This is a genomic window from Flavobacterium yafengii (genome assembly GCF_030010375.1).
Classification (GTDB): domain Bacteria; phylum Bacteroidota; class Bacteroidia; order Flavobacteriales; family Flavobacteriaceae; genus Flavobacterium; species Flavobacterium yafengii.
Window position 1 is genome coordinate 46,263 of sequence record NZ_JASCRY010000004.1, and the last position, 16,170, is coordinate 62,432.

Below are 16,170 nucleotides of genomic sequence, written 5' to 3' on the forward strand. Positions count from 1 at the left end.
GAAAAGCAGGACGACTATTCACTAAAAACAAGAAAATATTGTGCTCCAAAAGCATCGGCTTCTCTTTCTTCAAATAAACAAATAAAGGAATCCACAAATAAACTACATTCCTTATCTTTGTGCTCTGAAAATTGATATATGGAAACTGTTTTAGAAAATACTTTACCTGTAGGAAAACCAAAATGGTTGAAGGTAAAACTCCCAATAGGCCAAAAATATACGGAGCTTCGCGGCTTAGTTGATAAATATAGTTTGAACACGATTTGTACTTCGGGAAGTTGCCCAAACATGGGTGAATGCTGGGGCGAAGGAACTGCAACATTTATGATTTTAGGGAATGTGTGTACGCGTTCTTGTGGTTTTTGTGGGGTAAAAACCGGAAGACCAGAAACTGTAGATTGGGATGAGCCGGAAAAAGTGGCGCGTTCTATCAAAATTATGAACATAAAACATGCCGTAATTACAAGTGTTGACAGAGATGATTTGAAAGATGGCGGATCAATTATTTGGATAGAAACCGTGAAAGCCATTCGCAGAATGAACCCAAACACAACGCTGGAAACTCTGATTCCAGATTTTCAAGGCATCGAAAGAAACATTGATAGAATCGTAGACGCAAATCCTGAAGTGGTTTCGCACAATGTAGAAACGGTACGTCGATTGACTCGTGAAGTAAGAATTCAGGCAAAATACGACCGAAGTCTTGAAGTATTGCGCTACTTAAAAGACAAAGGAATCAATAGAACAAAGTCGGGAATTATGTTGGGTCTTGGCGAACAAGAAGATGAAGTATATCAAACGATGCGAGATTTGCGTGAAGCCAATGTTGATATTGTTACGATAGGTCAATACTTGCAACCGAGTAAAAAACACTTGCCAGTAAAGGAATTTATAACGCCGGAGCAATTTGCAAAATACGAGCAATTTGGTTTGGAATTAGGTTTCCGTCACGTAGAAAGCGGACCATTGGTTCGTTCCTCTTACAAAGCACAAAAGCATATTTTATAAATAGTTTATTCGTTTATTTGTTTAATCGGTTAACCAAATAAACGAATAAACGAATAAACGAATCCATTTGAAAACAAGAATTGCCATAAATGGTTTTGGAAGAATCGGCAGGAATTTATTCCGATTACTTTTAAACCATCCCACAATAGAAGTTGTTGCCATAAACGATATTGCTGACAAAAAAACAATGGCACATTTAGTGAAATACGACAGTATTCACGGTGTGTTACCATTTCCGGTCAGCGATGATGAAAAAGGAATTCTGGTAGATGGAAATCATTTCTTATTTTTTCATGAAAAAAGTATTTCAAATCTAGATTGGAAAAGTTTAGACATTGATTACGTTGTAGAATCGACAGGTAAGTACAAGACTTTTGAAGAATTGAATTCCCATATTATAGCTGGTGCCAAAAAAGTGATTCTTTCTGCACCTTCGGAAGTTGATACTATAAAAACGGTAGTGCTCGGTGTAAATGATTTTATTCTTGACGGAACTGAAACCATAATTTCGAATGCTAGTTGCACGACGAATAATGCTGCACCGATGATTAAAGTAATCAATGAACTTTGCGGTATAGAACAGGCGTACATCACTACCATTCACTCCTACACGACAGACCAAAGTTTACACGATCAACCCCATAAAGATTTACGTCGCGCTCGCGGGGCAAGTCAGTCTATAGTACCCACAACAACTGGAGCGGCAAAAGCATTGACAAAAATATTCCCTGAGTTTGAAGGTAAAATTGGCGGTTGTGGTATACGAGTACCCGTTCCTGATGGTTCTTTGACTGATATTACTTTCAATGTAAAACGCGCGGTGACTATAGATGAGATTAACGCAGCTTTCAAAATTGCCGCACAAACAAATTTAAAAGGAATTTTGGATTATACCGAAGACCCTATTGTTTCTGTTGATGTGATTGGCAATAAAAATTCATGTATATTTGATGCTCAACTAACTTCTGTTATTGATAAAATGGTAAAAGTAGTAGGATGGTATGATAATGAAATAGGCTATTCGTCTAGAATTATTGATTTAATTCTTCTAACAAAAAAATAAAATAACCCCAAGAAAAAATTCAGCTGTAAATGAAGTGTTTTTTTGCTTTTATTGTTTTTTTTTACTCCTCAATGTACTCTCAGACCTATGAGGAAGTAGACAGCACAGCATATTACAGCAGTTTGAGCAATTCCAATATTCAGACTAATAATTATAAAGAGGCATTACTGTATACTCAAAAAGCAATACGTTATGCTGAAAAAAGCAAGAACATTAAAGACCAAGCGCAGCAAACCTTCAATCTTGGGAAAATTTATTTTGATTTAAAAAAATACGATGATGCAATAGAAACATTACTGAAAAGTGCTGCATTATTTTCGAATTTCGAACCAAGTTCAGAGCGTTCTGCAACGTACTATCATATTGGCTTATGCTATATGCAAAAGCAAGATTATGACAGAGCTTCCATATACTTTGAGAGAGCCAGATCTATTAATGATAAATTAAGAATTCCTGACGTTGCTGAGTTATTAAACCTTCAAAAAGGGCTAATTTACAAATCAAAGAATAAATTAGAGTTAGCATTATCATCTTTTAAAATTATAATTGCAAAACCTGACAATGCCGTTTTGATAAACACTAAAGCAGAAGCTTTTTATCAAATAGGACAAATTGAAGCCGGCCGAAATAGGAATAACTTAGCTTTAAACTATCTAAACAAAGCATTAGAATTAAACGGTAAATCTGAAAATCTAGAACAGAAATCAAATATTTTACTTGCTTTAAGTGATGTTTATGAAAAAATGTTAGATAAAAATAATGCGTATTTCTATCTAAAACAGCATCTCAATTTAAAAGAGAGCATCACAATTTTAAACAATGAAAGACTTGGCATAGATGATTACCAAAAGTTTAAAGAATCTGAAAGATTAAAAGAAATCGCACAAGCTAATTATGAAAATAAGGAGCAAGAAAAGGCTAATAAATTTTCTAAACTAATCAGTATTTTTGCAATTGCATTAATTTCGATCTTATCGTTATTAAGTCTATCCTTGTACAAAAATAATATCATTAGAAATCAGTCTAATTTATTATTGCAAGAAAAAAATAAAGAATTAGAGATTGCAAAAGATAAAGCAGAAAAAGCATCAAAAGCGAGATCCGAATTTTTATCAACTGTGAGCCATGAGCTCCGAACTCCCTTAAATGCCATCAATGGTATCACTCATTTATTATTGGAAGAAAACCCAAAGAAAAATCAAATGGACTATTTGTCTTCCTTAAAATTTTCGGGGGACTATTTAACAAAATTCATCAATGAAATTTTAGAAATTAATAAAATTGATTCTAACAAATCAGAAATCGAATACACCAGTTTTAATCTGAAAAAATTATTAGAGGACATCAAACATTCTTTGAAAGAATTGGCTGTGGTGAATAACAATAATTTTAATCTTGAAGTTGATGCTGCAATTCCCGACTATTTGATTGGCGATCCTACAAAATTATCACAGATAATACTGAATTTGATCAACAACGCACTAAAATTCACAAAAAATGGAAACGTTACCGTTATAACCAATCTTAGTACATTAGAAGATAAAAAAGCTACTTTGTATTTTGAAATAACAGATACTGGAATAGGAATACCCGAAGATAAATTAGCAAGCGTTTTTGATAGTTTTTCCCAAGGTTCCATAGAAGTGAATCGCAAATATGGTGGCACCGGTTTAGGATTGACTATCGTAAAAAAATTAATTAAAATCCTTGGCGGACATATCAAGCTTAAAAGTGTGGTAGGCGAAGGCTCTTCATTTTCATTTAACTTAGAATTCCAAATAAGTCCACTGCAGGAATCTCAAATGGAGAAAAAACCTATGATAAAATACGATGCTACTAAATTAATAAACAAGAAAATACTATTGGTTGAGGATAATAAAATCAATCAAATGATTACCAAGAAAATGTTGGATAATAAAGGAATTATCTGCGAAATAATTGATAACGGTGAGGATGCTATCGATTTATTAAAAACTAACACATTCGATTTAGTCCTTATGGACGTCCACTTACCTGGCATAAACGGAACAATTGCAACAGAAACAATACGAACATTTGACAGTACTACTCCTATCATTGCTCTAACTGCAATCTCATTACATGAAAACCGTGAAATGCTTTTATCGTTTGGAATGAATGAAGTAATCACTAAACCATTTGTGCCAGAGGAATTTTACAGTGTAATCGCTGAATATATATAGACTCAATAACCTGTTGGGTACAATTATTAAAAACTAATTACACCCAACTCGCTCCTAATAGTTTAAAATCAATTCTTTAATAAGACTTCTTACTTTTGGTTCTGCATTTTTTGCCGCTTCTAATACTTCATCGTGGGAAATCGTTCCAATACTTTCCTCGTCTCCCATATCGGTAATTACTGAAATACCAAATGTTTCCAAATCCATATGACGTGCCACAATCACTTCGGGAACGGTTGACATTCCTACACAATCAGCACCCAGAATTTTCACCATTTTGTATTCGGCCAAGGTTTCAAAAGTTGGACCTTGTAAACCCAGATAAATTCCTTCATGAACCTCGATGTTTAATTCTTGAGCCAGTTTAGTAGCTTTAGCTATCATTTTTCTCGAATACGGTTCACTCATATTTACAAAACGAGGCCCAAAACGTTCGTCGTTTTTTCCACGCAAAGGATGTTCTGGTGTCATATTGATATGATCTGTAATCATGACAATAGAACCCACTTTGTAACTTGGGTTTACACCTCCGGAAGCATTTGAAACTATTAATTTTTCAACGCCCAAAAACTTCATCACTCGAACTGGAAAAGTCACTTCTGTCATCGAATAGCCTTCGTAGAAATGAAATCTTCCCTGCATGGCAACGACTTTCTTATCTCCTATTGTTCCAAAAACTAATGCCCCTTTATGACCTTGAACTGTCGAAACAGGAAAATTCAGAATTTCGCTGTACGGCAACGTATATTCTACTTTCATTTCGTCCGTAAAACTCCCTAATCCTGAACCTAAAATCACGCCATATTCTGGTGTAAAATTGATTTTTCCTTTAATCTGACTTACTGTTTCTTGTACTTGTTCCCACATAATTTAATCTAATTTATTTTGAAAAAACTTCATAACAAATAGTCTAAAACACTATCATTAGAAGTAATTTATAATCAAATATAGTTAAAAATATCAAGTATGATTTAGGTGAAAAAGAATCTTTTAAAAATCAAAAAAATAATTATTTTATTATTTTAACCATAAGATAGTTACCACTTTTAATTTGATGGCTGAGGATGAACAGTAACGACTGTTGTCGAAAAACAATTATCTTTTTTTACCGTTACATTGTAGTTTTGTCTTGAAGCAACATTTGTAAAAACAGCGTTGATTTGAAAATCTACATCATTGATACTATAAGTATACCCAAGTCCAATAGGTGAATTTACTGTTATCTTTGCTATGTTTTCAGCTACTGATGGCTGTTGGATTGTTATTGTTGGAACCGCAACTGGCTGACATAATACGGTTAATGAAACTACAGCTTGGCTACAATTATTTAAATTAGACATTTGACAAATTTGATATGTAAGCGTATAATTTCCTGCAAGAGTTTCTTCCGAGACTATAACATCTACTCCAGATAAAGAAATACCCGCATTGCTAGAGTTTATAAATGTAGTACTAACATCTGATGGTAAAACACTATTTCCATTAAGCGTATCATTAGCTAAAACATTTGCAAATCCTATTGAGTTAGAAGATGAGTTGATAATTGTGGCAGAATCATCTACAGCAGAAATAATCTGTACAACATCCTCAAAACACAACGTATTGGTATAAATAACTCCAGTACTAAAACCTATTGCACCAGTAGTTGAAAGCATTCTTCCTTCAAGATTACCATTTGCACCCATAGTATTTGCTCCGTTATGAGCAATAAGAGTTCCTTTCATAAAAGTAAAAGTTCCCATAGAAACGGCACCTTCAGCTATCCAAAAAACATTACATCTTCGAGTTCCATTTGCCAAAATCACTTTCGACTGTGCAGCAGTTGTAAATGCTCCATCAAACTTAAAGATGAAAAGTGCATCAGGATTTCCTTGACCATCCAGAGTTATTGTTCCTGCTAAAGAACCTGCTCCTAAAACCGAGTAAACTCCAGCATTTAAAGTTTCTCCACTACCAAAAGCTGGCGTATGAGACATGTTTGTATTTGGTGTATTATAAAGTTGAACATACGCAGATTCCAAATCAATTTTAGCTTGAGCTGTTGTTGCGTCAGCATTATAAAAAGATCCTGCTACGGTTGAGCTTGTAAAACCACTTACATCGCCGGCATTTGAACCAATATCACCAACTATTCCAGATGTAGCAGCATTTGCCACAGCACCATTACTTGCAAAAAGAGCAAAATTAGCAACAGTTCCTAAAATAGTATTATTACAAGTATTTACACAACTTATAGGAATTGTAATAGGACCTGCCGGAGGATATGCCAAACCAGGTCCAAAAGTTATTGCGCCTTCAGAAGAAAGCATTCTTCCTTCTAGATTTCCATTAGCGCCTACGGTTATTGCACCGGGATGGGCAATTAGCGTTCCTTTTGTAATGCTTGAAGCTCCAATAGAAATTGCTCCTTCAGCAATCCAAAAAACATTACAAGCTCGAGTTCCATTACTCAATACTATAGTTGAACTAGCTCCAGCGGAAAATCCGCCTTCAAACTTAATTATAAATGCCGCATTTGGATTTCCTTGACCATCAAGAGTAATACTTCCTGCCAAAGATCCTGCACCAGCAATGGAATAAACCCCAGAGGTAATAGTTTCACCATTTCCAAAAGCAGCAGCATGACTTGTATTTGTAACAAAAAGATCACTCAGGTGAATGTAAACTCTAAGCAAATCAATTTTGGCTTGAGTAGTAATGGCATTTGCATTTTGTGGAAAGCCATTAAAAGTTGTTGGCGAATTAAATCCACTTATTGCTCCAACACTTGTACCAACATCACCAGTAAATTGTGATGTACCAATATTAGAAACTGCTCCAGTTCCAGAATAAGCTTCAAAATTTGAAAGGGTTCCTAAATTTAAAACTTGAGCGAAATTTACATTTGGAAATAAAAATAGAGCGATAGCTATTATACTATATAATTCTTTTTTTTTCATCAGAATTAAATAAAATGGTATTGGTTTGTTGTTTTTATTAATGCTTTAAGGAGAATCCTTTATAGTGCATTTTTGTGAAGTAATTTCTAAAATCAATTTTCCATTATAATTGATTAAGAAGTAAACAATTGTTAAAGCTGATTACTATGCCAAACCTAACCTATAAATTGGCAATTGATACTTAATATCTATAAACAACCTAATACAACTGCTAAAACACCTTTATTTCAATAAATTGAGAAATTAAATTCACAAGCTAGATTATTTTACAAATTTAAAACTGCCGAGAATTTTATTTAAGATTTAATTATTTAAAATATAGTTTAAGATTACGCTATCAAAATTTTCACTTCCCGAAACGAAAGAACTTTGTATAGGTAAATAGAAAAGTTGTTCGCTTGGCAAACTTCCTTTCAATCGCACATAATCTTTTTCGGTAGTGATAATAATGTTATTTTGAGCTAAATTTTTAATTTCCAAAATATCTTTATCGGTAAAATTATGATGGTCCGGAAAAGACAAACAGACATCATTCGTATCTTGTAAATAGGCAAAAAACGGTTCCGGTTTTGCAATTCCTGCCACCAGTAATTTAGCAGCAGATTGAATTTCATTTACATTTATCTTTCGGTTTTCTCCATAAATAAATTCTTCGTATGCTATAAAAGTAAAATACAATTCCTGATTTTCAGCAACTTTTAATCTATTTTTGATAGCATTCTGTTTGTCAAGCGAAAGATTAAAAGGACATTTGGTTACAATAATCACATTTGCTCTTTCTGCTCCGCTTCGGCTTTCGCGTAAATTCCCGGTTGGCAACATAAAATCATCCGAATACAAATCACCATAAGAAGTCAGTAAAATATAAAATCCCGCTTTTACTTTTCGATGTTGAAAAGCGTCATCAAGCAGAATCACCTCTGGTTTTTCTGGAAGAGAAAGCAATTGTTCTATTCCATTTTTCCTGTCGGCATCAACAGCAACTTGGATGGCTGCAAATTTTTTATAAAACTGAAAAGGCTCGTCTCCAAGAATGGCAGCATTTGAATTGGCTTGCGCCAAAATAAAACCTTTAGATTGTCTTTTATATCCTCTACTTAATGTGGCAATTTTATATTTATCCGAAAGCAACCGAATCAAATATTCGATTTGTGGTGTTTTCCCGGTTCCGCCAACGCTAAGATTTCCGACAGCAATAACAGGCAAATCAAAGGAGTACGATTTTAAAATCCCTTTGTCGAAAAGAAAATTCCGAATACTCGTTATCAGACCATATAAGATGGCAAACGGAAACAGCAATTTTCGTAGTAGATTCATTTTACGAAAGTAGAATATTTTATTTTAAAGTTGATTTGTTTATTCGTTAATTTGTTTATTCGAAAATCCAGAATTAAACAATCAAAAATCTGATGTTATGAAAATCAAAGAAATCATTTCCGTACTTGAAGAAATGGCGCCACTCGCCTATGCTGAAGATTTTGACAATGTGGGATTATTGGTTGGAGACCAAGATGTGGAAGCTACAGGAATTTTGGTTTGTCATGATGCACTAGAAAATATAATTGACGAAGCGATTACAAAAAATTGCAATGTGGTGGTTTGTTTTCATCCCATATTATTTTCAGGTTTAAAAAAAATAACGGGAAAAAACTACGTCGAACGTGCCGTTATTAAAGCCATAAAAAATGACATTGCCATTTATGCCGTTCACACCGCTTTGGACAATCATCAAGAAGGCGTGAATAAAATATTCAGTGACGCATTAGGATTGGTAAATACTAAAATCCTGATTCCGAAGGAAAATTTTATTCGTAAATTAGTAACCTATACTATTCCTGAAAATGCGGAAGAAGTACGAAACGCACTATTTGAAGCCGGAGCGGGAACGATCGGGAATTATGAAAATTGCAGTTTTAATTCGAAAGGAATTGGAACCTATATGGGAAATGAGCATAGCAATCCACAAGTTGGTGAACGATTTGAATTCGTACAAGGCGACGAAATTAAAATCGAAGTCACTTTCGAAAAACATTTGGAAAATAAAATCCTGAAAGCATTATTCAAAAGCCACACTTATGAAGAAGTGGCGTACGAAATTTATGAGTTGCAAAATAACCATCAAAATATTGGTTTGGGAATGATTGGCGAATTAAAAAATTCCATGAATGAAAAAGAGTTTCTGCTTTTTGCAAAAGAAAAAATGGACTGCGGCGGAATTCGACATTCAAACTTTATTGGTACAACAATTAAAAAAGTTGCGGTTCTTGGCGGAGCAGGAAGTTTTGCTATAAAAAACGCCATTCAAGCCGGAGCTGATGCTTATTTAACTGCTGATTTAAAATACCATCAGTTTTATGAAGCCGAAAATAAACTTTTATTGGCCGATATTGGACATTTTGAAAGCGAACGCTATACAAAAAATTATATTGTAGAGTATCTTCGGAAAAAAATCCTTAATTTTGCAGTTATTTTATCAGAAGAAAATTCAAATCCAGTTAAGTACTTATAGAATATGGCGAATACGAAAGAATTAAGTGTTGAGGACAAGTTAAGAGCAATTTACGATTTACAACTTATTGACTCTAGAATTGACGAAATCAGAAACGTAAGAGGAGAACTTCCTTTAGAAGTAGAAGATTTAGAAGATGAAGTTGCAGGTTTAAGCACCCGTTCAGAAAAATTGAAAAGTGAACTTGAAGTTATCGAGGATCTAATCAAATCAAAAAAGAATGCAATTGATGACCACAAAGAGGCTATCAAAAAATATACGAAACAACAAGAAACGGTTCGTAACAACAGAGAATTTAATTCGTTGACTAAAGAGGTTGAATTTCAAGAATTAGAAATTCAATTGTCTGAAAAACAAATTAAAGAAATGAAAGCTTCTATCGAACACAAGAAAGAAGTAATTTCAAGTTCTAAAGAAAGATTAGAAGCAAAATCAAATCATTTAAAGCATAAAAAATCAGAGTTAGACGCTATCATGGCTGAAACTGCTAAAGAAGAAGCTTTCCTATCTGAAAAATCAGCTGAATACCAAGCTTTAATCGAAGAAAGATTATTAAAAGCTTACACTAGAATCAGAACTAGCGTTCGTAATGGTTTAGCTGTTGTTTCTATTGAAAGAGGAGCATCAGCAGGTTCATTCTTTACTATTCCACCACAGACACAAGTAGAAATTGCTTCAAGAAAAAAAATCATTACTGATGAACATTCAGGAAGAATATTAGTCGACAGTGTATTAGCTGACGAAGAAAAAGAGAAAATGGAACAGTTGTTTTCTAAATTCTAATTACATTTAAGTCCCGATACACATCGGGACTTTTTTTTATGAAAAAAATAGCATTTTTTATATTCACTAAATCCATTGGATTATACATTAACCTTTTGAGTTTTGTATTTCCAAAAAAAGCTTCGCAACTTGCGTATGCCTTTTTTAGTGAACCTCGAGAAGGAAAATTATCCAAAACCAGTCTTCCAGAAATTCTACAAGAAGCAAAATCTGAAACGTTCCAAAACGAAGAACATTCCTTTCATACTTATACTTGGAAAGGAAATGACACCGTAATATTATTAGTTCACGGCTGGGAAAGTAATGCTTCTCGATGGGAAAAGGTACTGCCGTATTTAAAAAAATCAGGAAGCACCATCATTGCAATTGACGGGCCGGCTCATGGATTATCTAGCGGCAAAGAATTTAGCATTCCTAAATATGCCGAATTTATTCATATCGCAGTCGAAAAATTCAAACCTCAATATCTTATCGGTCATTCTATAGGCGGAAAAACCTGTTTGTATTACCAATCTGTTTATCAAAATGATGCGCTAAAAAAAATGGTGATTCTGGGTTCTCCAAGTGATTTCAATATTATATTAAACAATTACATTACGTTATTGAGTTTAAATTCGAAGATTTCAAAATCCTTAGAAGATCATTATTTGAATCATTTCAAACTCAATTTAGAACAATTTTCCGGAAAATTATTCGCCTCAAAACTGAACATCAAAGGACTAATCGCCCATGATATAGACGACAGTGTAGTTTTATTCGAAGAAGGGAAGAAAATTGCCGGAGCGTGGGAAAATGCTATTTTCATTGAAACCAAAGGCTTAGGACATAGTATGCATGACGCCGAATTATATGAAAAAGTCTCCCGTTTCTTATTTGAAGCGGAATAAACTAACTTATTTGCCATTATTGTTTCCAGCTTTCCGTTATATCCACGCACAAAAGCGTGGGATGCCACTTCAATCTGGGCTAAGAGCTAGTATTTTTTAGTTCCAGTATTATTTTCACATTCCCAAAATGACTACTTTTGCAGTATGGAAGAAAATCTAAAACGCCTCAATAAATTCATAGGAGAAACGGGGTATTGCTCCCGCCGCGAAGCCGATAAAATCATTGAAGAAGGTCGAGTAACCATCAATGGTGTCGTTCCGGAATTAGGCACAAAAGTTTCACCGAATGACGAAGTGCGTATTGACGGTAAACTAATCCGTGAGAAAAATGAGAAACCCGTTTATCTTGCTTTCTATAAACCTGTAGGAATCGAATGTACCACAAACCTTGATGTTCGCAATAATATTGTAGATTACATCAATTATCCGAAACGTATTTTTCCTATAGGACGATTGGACAAAGCCAGTGAAGGCTTGATTTTTATGACTAATGACGGCGATATCGTCAATAAAATATTACGTGCCCGAAACAATCACGAAAAAGAATATACAGTAACCGTAAACAAACCCATCACCGATCGTTTTATCGAAAGAATGGGAAATGGAATTCCAATTTTGGACACCGTTACCCGAAAATGTAAGGTGGAACAAATTAGTAAATTCACTTTCAAAATTATCTTGACGCAAGGTTTAAACCGTCAAATTCGTAGAATGACCGAATATTTAGGATATGATGTTACGGCGCTTAAACGCATCCGAATTATCAATATTTCGCTGGATATCCCTGTTGGCCGTTACCGTGATTTGACAGATGCCGAAATCAAAGAATTAAACGAGCTCATCGAGCCTTCAAGCAAAACCGAAGAAGCCAGTTTACCCAAAACGGAAGTACCAAAAAGAAGAACCGAATTCATCAAAAGAGATGATCCCAGGTTTAAAGGACGAGGAGATTATTAAACATACAAAAATCCCATCAGCAACAGCCGATGGGATTTTTTTTTATTTATTAGTATCTAAAAATTCAAAATAGAGCGATCTCGACAAAATCGTTTCATTTTGAACACGCGCTACATTACCCTCTTTATAATCGTATTTATCTTCCACATCTTCAGGATGGAGTTTAAAATAATCATAATACCCTTTATGATTAAAATTCAAACTTCTCAGAAAACGTTGCTCAACACCTTTGTTTACCGAAATATTATAATTGGTAATCAGATTTCCCCAGTTGACAAAACTGCATAGCAAGATTGTTCCGTAGAAATACCAAATCATTTGATTGAAAAGAAAAGCATTTGTTTTTTGCTTGGTGATTTTTATAAAAGAAATAACCAATCCAATTAGAGCAAGAATCAAGAAAGCATAAACACCTAACCTTTTATAAGTCAATCCGAAAAACGAAACATATTCTGAGTTTTTGATGATCGCACATAGTATTAAAATTCCGTTTAAAAGAATCCAAATCTTAGCTAATTTTTTAAGATTTTTAGCATTTCCATCAAAATTAAACCCTCCTTTAAAATAGAATAAAATAACACCAACTGCCATTATGATTGAAAAAATAACGGCATTTACTCTTTCGTGTGTATCAGAACTTAAGTTAGATTTTTTGACCACTTCAAAAAATTGTTCGTAATTATAAGTCGCAATGAAAACCAAAAGAAGCACATTTAAAAGAAACAAAGTAATCTCGCCACTTCTTCTTTCAAAATCAATATCCAGAAATGAAAATGAATTTTGATTTTGCGTTTTGGCTTCTTCCTTAAAATCATTGTCCAATAAATCATTCTTTTCAGAACAAACCTCAGGAATCCAATAATTCCAGAAAGTGAACGAAATAAAAAATCCTAAAGCGGTAAGTACAAATGCTTGCCAAGCATCAATATCTAAATAATAACCGGTAAACAAAGAAGAAAAATGATCACTTCCAAAAGAATATACAATTAAAAACAATCCAAGAAATAGGAATGGAATAACAAAATAAGCAATCAGTTTTTTAGCAAAACCGTTATTGACTTTTCGTTTAGGAAGATATTGACTGAACATAAATATGCGCCCTAACGAAGCGATTCCATTGATAAACACCAAAGGAAGAGCCTGCACCAATTTAAGTTTTGGTTCCTGGGTTTTGAATTGTAAAAATATAATCGACAAAGCCATGGCAAAAAATGATGAAAAATCTCCGTACCAGGCAAACGCAAAACAAGACAGAACCGATGCAACCACTAAAATCAAATGCAACCTACTGGTAAATTTCTCTTGAAAGAAATAACATATTAAGGCGGTTTGCACCATCCCGAAAATAGCCCAATTGAGACCTAAATCCTCGTTGTAAAAAAGCAGTGTAAAAACCAAACTGCTAGCTAAAATAAAATGTAGTTTTTTCATAATAAAAAATTTAAAAGTACTTTGCATTTCAAAGTTAAAAATTAAAAAAAGGTGTTATTTAGATTTGATCAATTTTTCAAGACTATTCAAGTGGGAAACAAAAGCAGCTCTACCAATATTGGTAACTCGATACGAAGTTCTCGGTTTTTTACCAACAAACTCTTTTTTAACTTCTATGTATCCAGATTTTTCTAATGCGGAAGAATGACTTGCTAAGTTACCATCAGTAATATTCAATAAAGATTTCATTTCGGTAAAATCAATCCAGTCGTTTACCATCAGAACAGACATAATGCCTAATCTGACTCGACTTTCGAAATCTTTATTTAACTTATCAATGATACTCATTTCTATTTGTATTTTTTGAACACAATTATTCCGTACAGGATGTGCAAAATTCCAAATCCAATTGCCCAAAAAACTAGTCCGAACCCAAGATAAAAAAGGGAAATACAACCTAAAATAATCTCACATGCACCTAAATATCTAATGTCCGAAAAAGTATATTTACCCGCATTAATAAGTGCTAAACCATAAAACAATAAAGTGACAGGAGCAATAAGAGCAAATAACTGGTGGTACAAAAGTGCCATGCAAAACACGCCTCCAACCAATAAAGGAATCGCTAGATTCAGTAACATTTTTTTAGTAGTATTAGTCCAAACCGGTAAATCAAACTTTTTACTTTTTCTCAAAGTAAAGAATATACCCGATCCCAATGCTAAGACCAAAATTGCCAAAGCAATAAAAACTAATTCGATTATTAAATCATAGCTATACATCTTTTGCCTACCATCAAAATATTCAATACCATTATTTTCAAACAATAGATACGCATAAATTGACCCCGCTAACGCAAATAACCCAGCAAATACTCCTGAAAGGCCACTTAACGAAATAAATCTTGAAGAGCGCTCCATCATGGAACGAATGTGCGATAAATCTTCTTGATGTTTTTGACTCATAAATAAAGTACTTTGAATTACAAAGTTATTTATTATTTTTAGATTTCAAAACAGAAACGGATTTAATTTTGATAAAAAATTATTTATCAAAATTAAATATCTTCTATTAAAAGAAAAAGATTCGTTTTCTCAGATTCTATTTAGAGCCTGCTTCCCAACCTCTTTGAATCTCGCCAATAGTAGAATCCCAGTCGTAAATTGTTTGTATGATAAAAAGGGTAGCAAATCCTAAGAAAAATATTTTTATGTCTCTGTTTGAAATTTTCATTTTTATAGTATTTAATTATTTGTTTAAATATATAAAATTAATTGAATCAAAAAGCAAAAAAAGTAAGATTATATATACTATTTACGACTTAAAACCATCTTTTTCTTTTGAACAAAAACACACCAAAAGCAGATAACAAAACAGATACGGAAATAACAATCCATATTCCATAGCGATTATCTTCTAAATCATTAGGTACGTTCATTCCATACAAACTGGCAATCAATGTTGGAATCATCAGAATTATCGAAATCGAAGTCATCTGCTTCATAATCGTATTCATATTATTAGAAATCACAGAAGCGTAGGCATCCATAGTTCCCGTTAAGATGTCACTGTAAATATTAGTAGTTTCTTGTGCCTGACGCAATTCAATTTCAACATCTTCCAACAAATCCAAGTCAAAATGCTCTTTTTGGGATTTTATATTCTTGATTCGGTGCAACAAAATATCGTTCCCCTTCAAGGATGTCATAAAGAATACCAAACATTTTTCTATTTGAAGTAACGCCTGCAATTCTTCATTCTTAATTGACTTTTCTAAATTGTCCTCGGCTAATTTTATTTTTTGATTGACTTGCTTTAAGTATTTCAAAAACCAAACACTGGAGGACAGCAATAGTTTCAGTACTAAATCGAAGTTATCTTTAATGTTGATATTCTTACGTTTAGTATAAGTTACAAAATCAGTAAGCATTTCCGTTTTATGGAAACTAATGGTGATGCAAACTTCTCCTTTAAAAACAACCCCAACAGGAATGGTATGAAAAGGCAACTTCACATCGTTACTCTTCACAGGAATTCGCATGATGATCAAAGTCCAACCATTTTCAATTTCTATCCTTGGTCTTTCGTCAATATCTTCAATATCGTTATAAAATGCTTCAGGAATTTGTAAGTCTTCGAGTAAATATTTTTTTTCTGCTTCGGTAGGGCATTCAATATTTATCCAGCAGTTTGGAATCCATTCAGTAATGGCAATTAATCCGTTATTGTTTTTGTAAAAAGCTCTCATTTCAAAAAATTCTATAGGTTTATTTATAGCCTCTTGAAAACAGTTCAAGTGCTATATTAGTTCAACATTTCCGAATAATAATCGTCCATTTTAAAGGTCTTTTTTTTAAGTGGTGCAAAAGTATTCTTTAAATTCCGTTTTAGC

Annotated in this window: 15 protein-coding genes; 7 read left to right on the top strand and 8 right to left on the bottom strand. The window is 33.5% G+C overall.

Annotated features, from left to right (window positions below):
* Nucleotides 1-138: 138 nt before the first annotated feature.
* The 3 genes from lipA to QLS97_RS13155 all read left to right on the top strand — a co-directional run bounded on the left by lipA (nt 139) and on the right by QLS97_RS13155 (nt 4,272).
* Nucleotides 139-1,008, top strand: coding sequence for a lipoyl synthase (gene lipA / locus QLS97_RS13145; RefSeq protein WP_282717293.1), 870 nt, complete (start codon nt 139-141; stop codon nt 1,006-1,008).
* Nucleotides 1,009-1,075: 67 nt separating this feature from the next.
* On the top strand, nt 1,076-2,071 hold the full coding sequence (gene gap / locus QLS97_RS13150; RefSeq protein WP_282717295.1) for a type I glyceraldehyde-3-phosphate dehydrogenase: 996 nt from the start codon (nt 1,076-1,078) through the stop codon (nt 2,069-2,071).
* A 29-nt stretch (nt 2,072-2,100) separates the two neighbouring features.
* The gene (locus QLS97_RS13155) at nt 2,101-4,272 is read left to right on the top strand and encodes an ATP-binding protein (RefSeq protein ID WP_282717296.1); all 2,172 of its coding nucleotides are present in this window, start codon (nt 2,101-2,103) and stop codon (nt 4,270-4,272) included.
* A gap of 54 nt (nt 4,273-4,326) precedes the next feature.
* Here QLS97_RS13155 and QLS97_RS13160 read toward each other — a convergent pair whose 3' ends face one another.
* From QLS97_RS13160 to lpxK, 3 genes are all read right to left on the bottom strand, one after another.
* Entirely contained in the window at nt 4,327-5,139 is an 813-nt protein-coding gene (locus QLS97_RS13160) for a purine-nucleoside phosphorylase (protein ID WP_282717297.1), read from the bottom strand.
* 179 nt (nt 5,140-5,318) lie between these two features.
* Nucleotides 5,319-7,211, bottom strand: coding sequence for an ice-binding family protein (locus QLS97_RS13165; protein WP_282717298.1), 1,893 nt, complete (start codon nt 7,209-7,211; stop codon nt 5,319-5,321).
* A 303-nt stretch (nt 7,212-7,514) separates the two neighbouring features.
* Nucleotides 7,515-8,528: a tetraacyldisaccharide 4'-kinase gene (gene lpxK / locus QLS97_RS13170; protein ID WP_282717299.1), complete on the bottom strand. Its 1,014-nt coding sequence runs from the start codon at nt 8,526-8,528 to the stop codon at nt 7,515-7,517.
* A 97-nt stretch (nt 8,529-8,625) separates the two neighbouring features.
* Here lpxK and QLS97_RS13175 point away from each other — a divergent pair, with 97 nt between their 5' ends.
* The 4 genes from QLS97_RS13175 (at nt 8,626) to rluF (ending at nt 12,347) form a co-directional block, all read left to right on the top strand.
* Nucleotides 8,626-9,720 carry a Nif3-like dinuclear metal center hexameric protein gene (locus tag QLS97_RS13175; protein WP_282717300.1) on the top strand — a complete coding sequence of 365 codons (1,095 nt, stop codon included), beginning with the start codon at nt 8,626-8,628 and terminating at the stop codon, nt 9,718-9,720.
* Nucleotides 9,721-9,723: 3 nt separating this feature from the next.
* Nucleotides 9,724-10,503, top strand: a complete 780-nt coding sequence (locus tag QLS97_RS13180; RefSeq protein ID WP_282717301.1) for a zinc ribbon domain-containing protein — start codon at nt 9,724-9,726, stop codon at nt 10,501-10,503.
* 38 nt (nt 10,504-10,541) lie between these two features.
* Nucleotides 10,542-11,390 carry an alpha/beta fold hydrolase gene (locus QLS97_RS13185; RefSeq protein ID WP_282717302.1) on the top strand — a complete coding sequence of 283 codons (849 nt, stop codon included), beginning with the start codon at nt 10,542-10,544 and terminating at the stop codon, nt 11,388-11,390.
* Between the two features lie 144 nt (nt 11,391-11,534).
* Nucleotides 11,535-12,347 carry a 23S rRNA pseudouridine(2604) synthase RluF gene (rluF, locus tag QLS97_RS13190; protein WP_282717303.1) on the top strand — a complete coding sequence of 271 codons (813 nt, stop codon included), beginning with the start codon at nt 11,535-11,537 and terminating at the stop codon, nt 12,345-12,347.
* 42 nt (nt 12,348-12,389) lie between these two features.
* On the opposite strand, the gene QLS97_RS13195 is transcribed toward rluF, so the two are convergent.
* The 5 genes from QLS97_RS13195 to QLS97_RS13215 all read right to left on the bottom strand — a co-directional run bounded on the left by QLS97_RS13195 (nt 12,390) and on the right by QLS97_RS13215 (nt 16,026).
* Nucleotides 12,390-13,778 (bottom strand): DUF4153 domain-containing protein, encoded by a 1,389-nt coding sequence (locus tag QLS97_RS13195; protein ID WP_282717304.1) that lies wholly within the window; start codon nt 13,776-13,778, stop codon nt 12,390-12,392.
* Nucleotides 13,779-13,832: 54 nt separating this feature from the next.
* A complete protein-coding gene (locus tag QLS97_RS13200; RefSeq protein ID WP_282717305.1) occupies nt 13,833-14,126 on the bottom strand; it encodes a winged helix-turn-helix domain-containing protein in 294 nt (97 codons plus the stop codon).
* A gap of 2 nt (nt 14,127-14,128) precedes the next feature.
* A complete protein-coding gene (locus QLS97_RS13205; protein ID WP_282717306.1) occupies nt 14,129-14,743 on the bottom strand; it encodes a hypothetical protein in 615 nt (204 codons plus the stop codon).
* Between the two features lie 136 nt (nt 14,744-14,879).
* On the bottom strand, nt 14,880-15,011 hold the full coding sequence (locus QLS97_RS13210; protein ID WP_282717307.1) for a hypothetical protein: 132 nt from the start codon (nt 15,009-15,011) through the stop codon (nt 14,880-14,882).
* 88 nt (nt 15,012-15,099) lie between these two features.
* On the bottom strand, nt 15,100-16,026 hold the full coding sequence (locus QLS97_RS13215; protein WP_282717308.1) for a magnesium transporter CorA family protein: 927 nt from the start codon (nt 16,024-16,026) through the stop codon (nt 15,100-15,102).
* Between the last annotated feature and the right edge of the window lie 144 nt (nt 16,027-16,170).

Bases quoted from the DNA above. Each gene is read 5' to 3' on its own strand.
- lipA (WP_282717293.1), top strand. From the start codon at position 139: ATGGAAACTGTTTTAGAAAATACTTTACCTGTAGGAAAACCAAAATGG.
- QLS97_RS13155 (WP_282717296.1), top strand. From the start codon at position 2,101: ATGAAGTGTTTTTTTGCTTTTATTGTTTTTTTTTACTCCTCAATGTAC.
- QLS97_RS13160 (WP_282717297.1), bottom strand. From the start codon at position 5,139: ATGTGGGAACAAGTACAAGAAACAGTAAGTCAGATTAAAGGAAAAATC.
- QLS97_RS13165 (WP_282717298.1), bottom strand. From the start codon at position 7,211: ATGAAAAAAAAAGAATTATATAGTATAATAGCTATCGCTCTATTTTTA.
- lpxK (WP_282717299.1), bottom strand. From the start codon at position 8,528: ATGAATCTACTACGAAAATTGCTGTTTCCGTTTGCCATCTTATATGGT.
- QLS97_RS13175 (WP_282717300.1), top strand. From the start codon at position 8,626: ATGAAAATCAAAGAAATCATTTCCGTACTTGAAGAAATGGCGCCACTC.
- QLS97_RS13180 (WP_282717301.1), top strand. From the start codon at position 9,724: ATGGCGAATACGAAAGAATTAAGTGTTGAGGACAAGTTAAGAGCAATT.
- QLS97_RS13185 (WP_282717302.1), top strand. From the start codon at position 10,542: ATGAAAAAAATAGCATTTTTTATATTCACTAAATCCATTGGATTATAC.
- rluF (WP_282717303.1), top strand. From the start codon at position 11,535: ATGGAAGAAAATCTAAAACGCCTCAATAAATTCATAGGAGAAACGGGG.
- QLS97_RS13195 (WP_282717304.1), bottom strand. From the start codon at position 13,778: ATGAAAAAACTACATTTTATTTTAGCTAGCAGTTTGGTTTTTACACTG.
- QLS97_RS13200 (WP_282717305.1), bottom strand. From the start codon at position 14,126: ATGAGTATCATTGATAAGTTAAATAAAGATTTCGAAAGTCGAGTCAGA.
- QLS97_RS13205 (WP_282717306.1), bottom strand. From the start codon at position 14,743: ATGAGTCAAAAACATCAAGAAGATTTATCGCACATTCGTTCCATGATG.
- QLS97_RS13210 (WP_282717307.1), bottom strand. From the start codon at position 15,011: ATGAAAATTTCAAACAGAGACATAAAAATATTTTTCTTAGGATTTGCT.
- QLS97_RS13215 (WP_282717308.1), bottom strand. From the start codon at position 16,026: ATGAGAGCTTTTTACAAAAACAATAACGGATTAATTGCCATTACTGAA.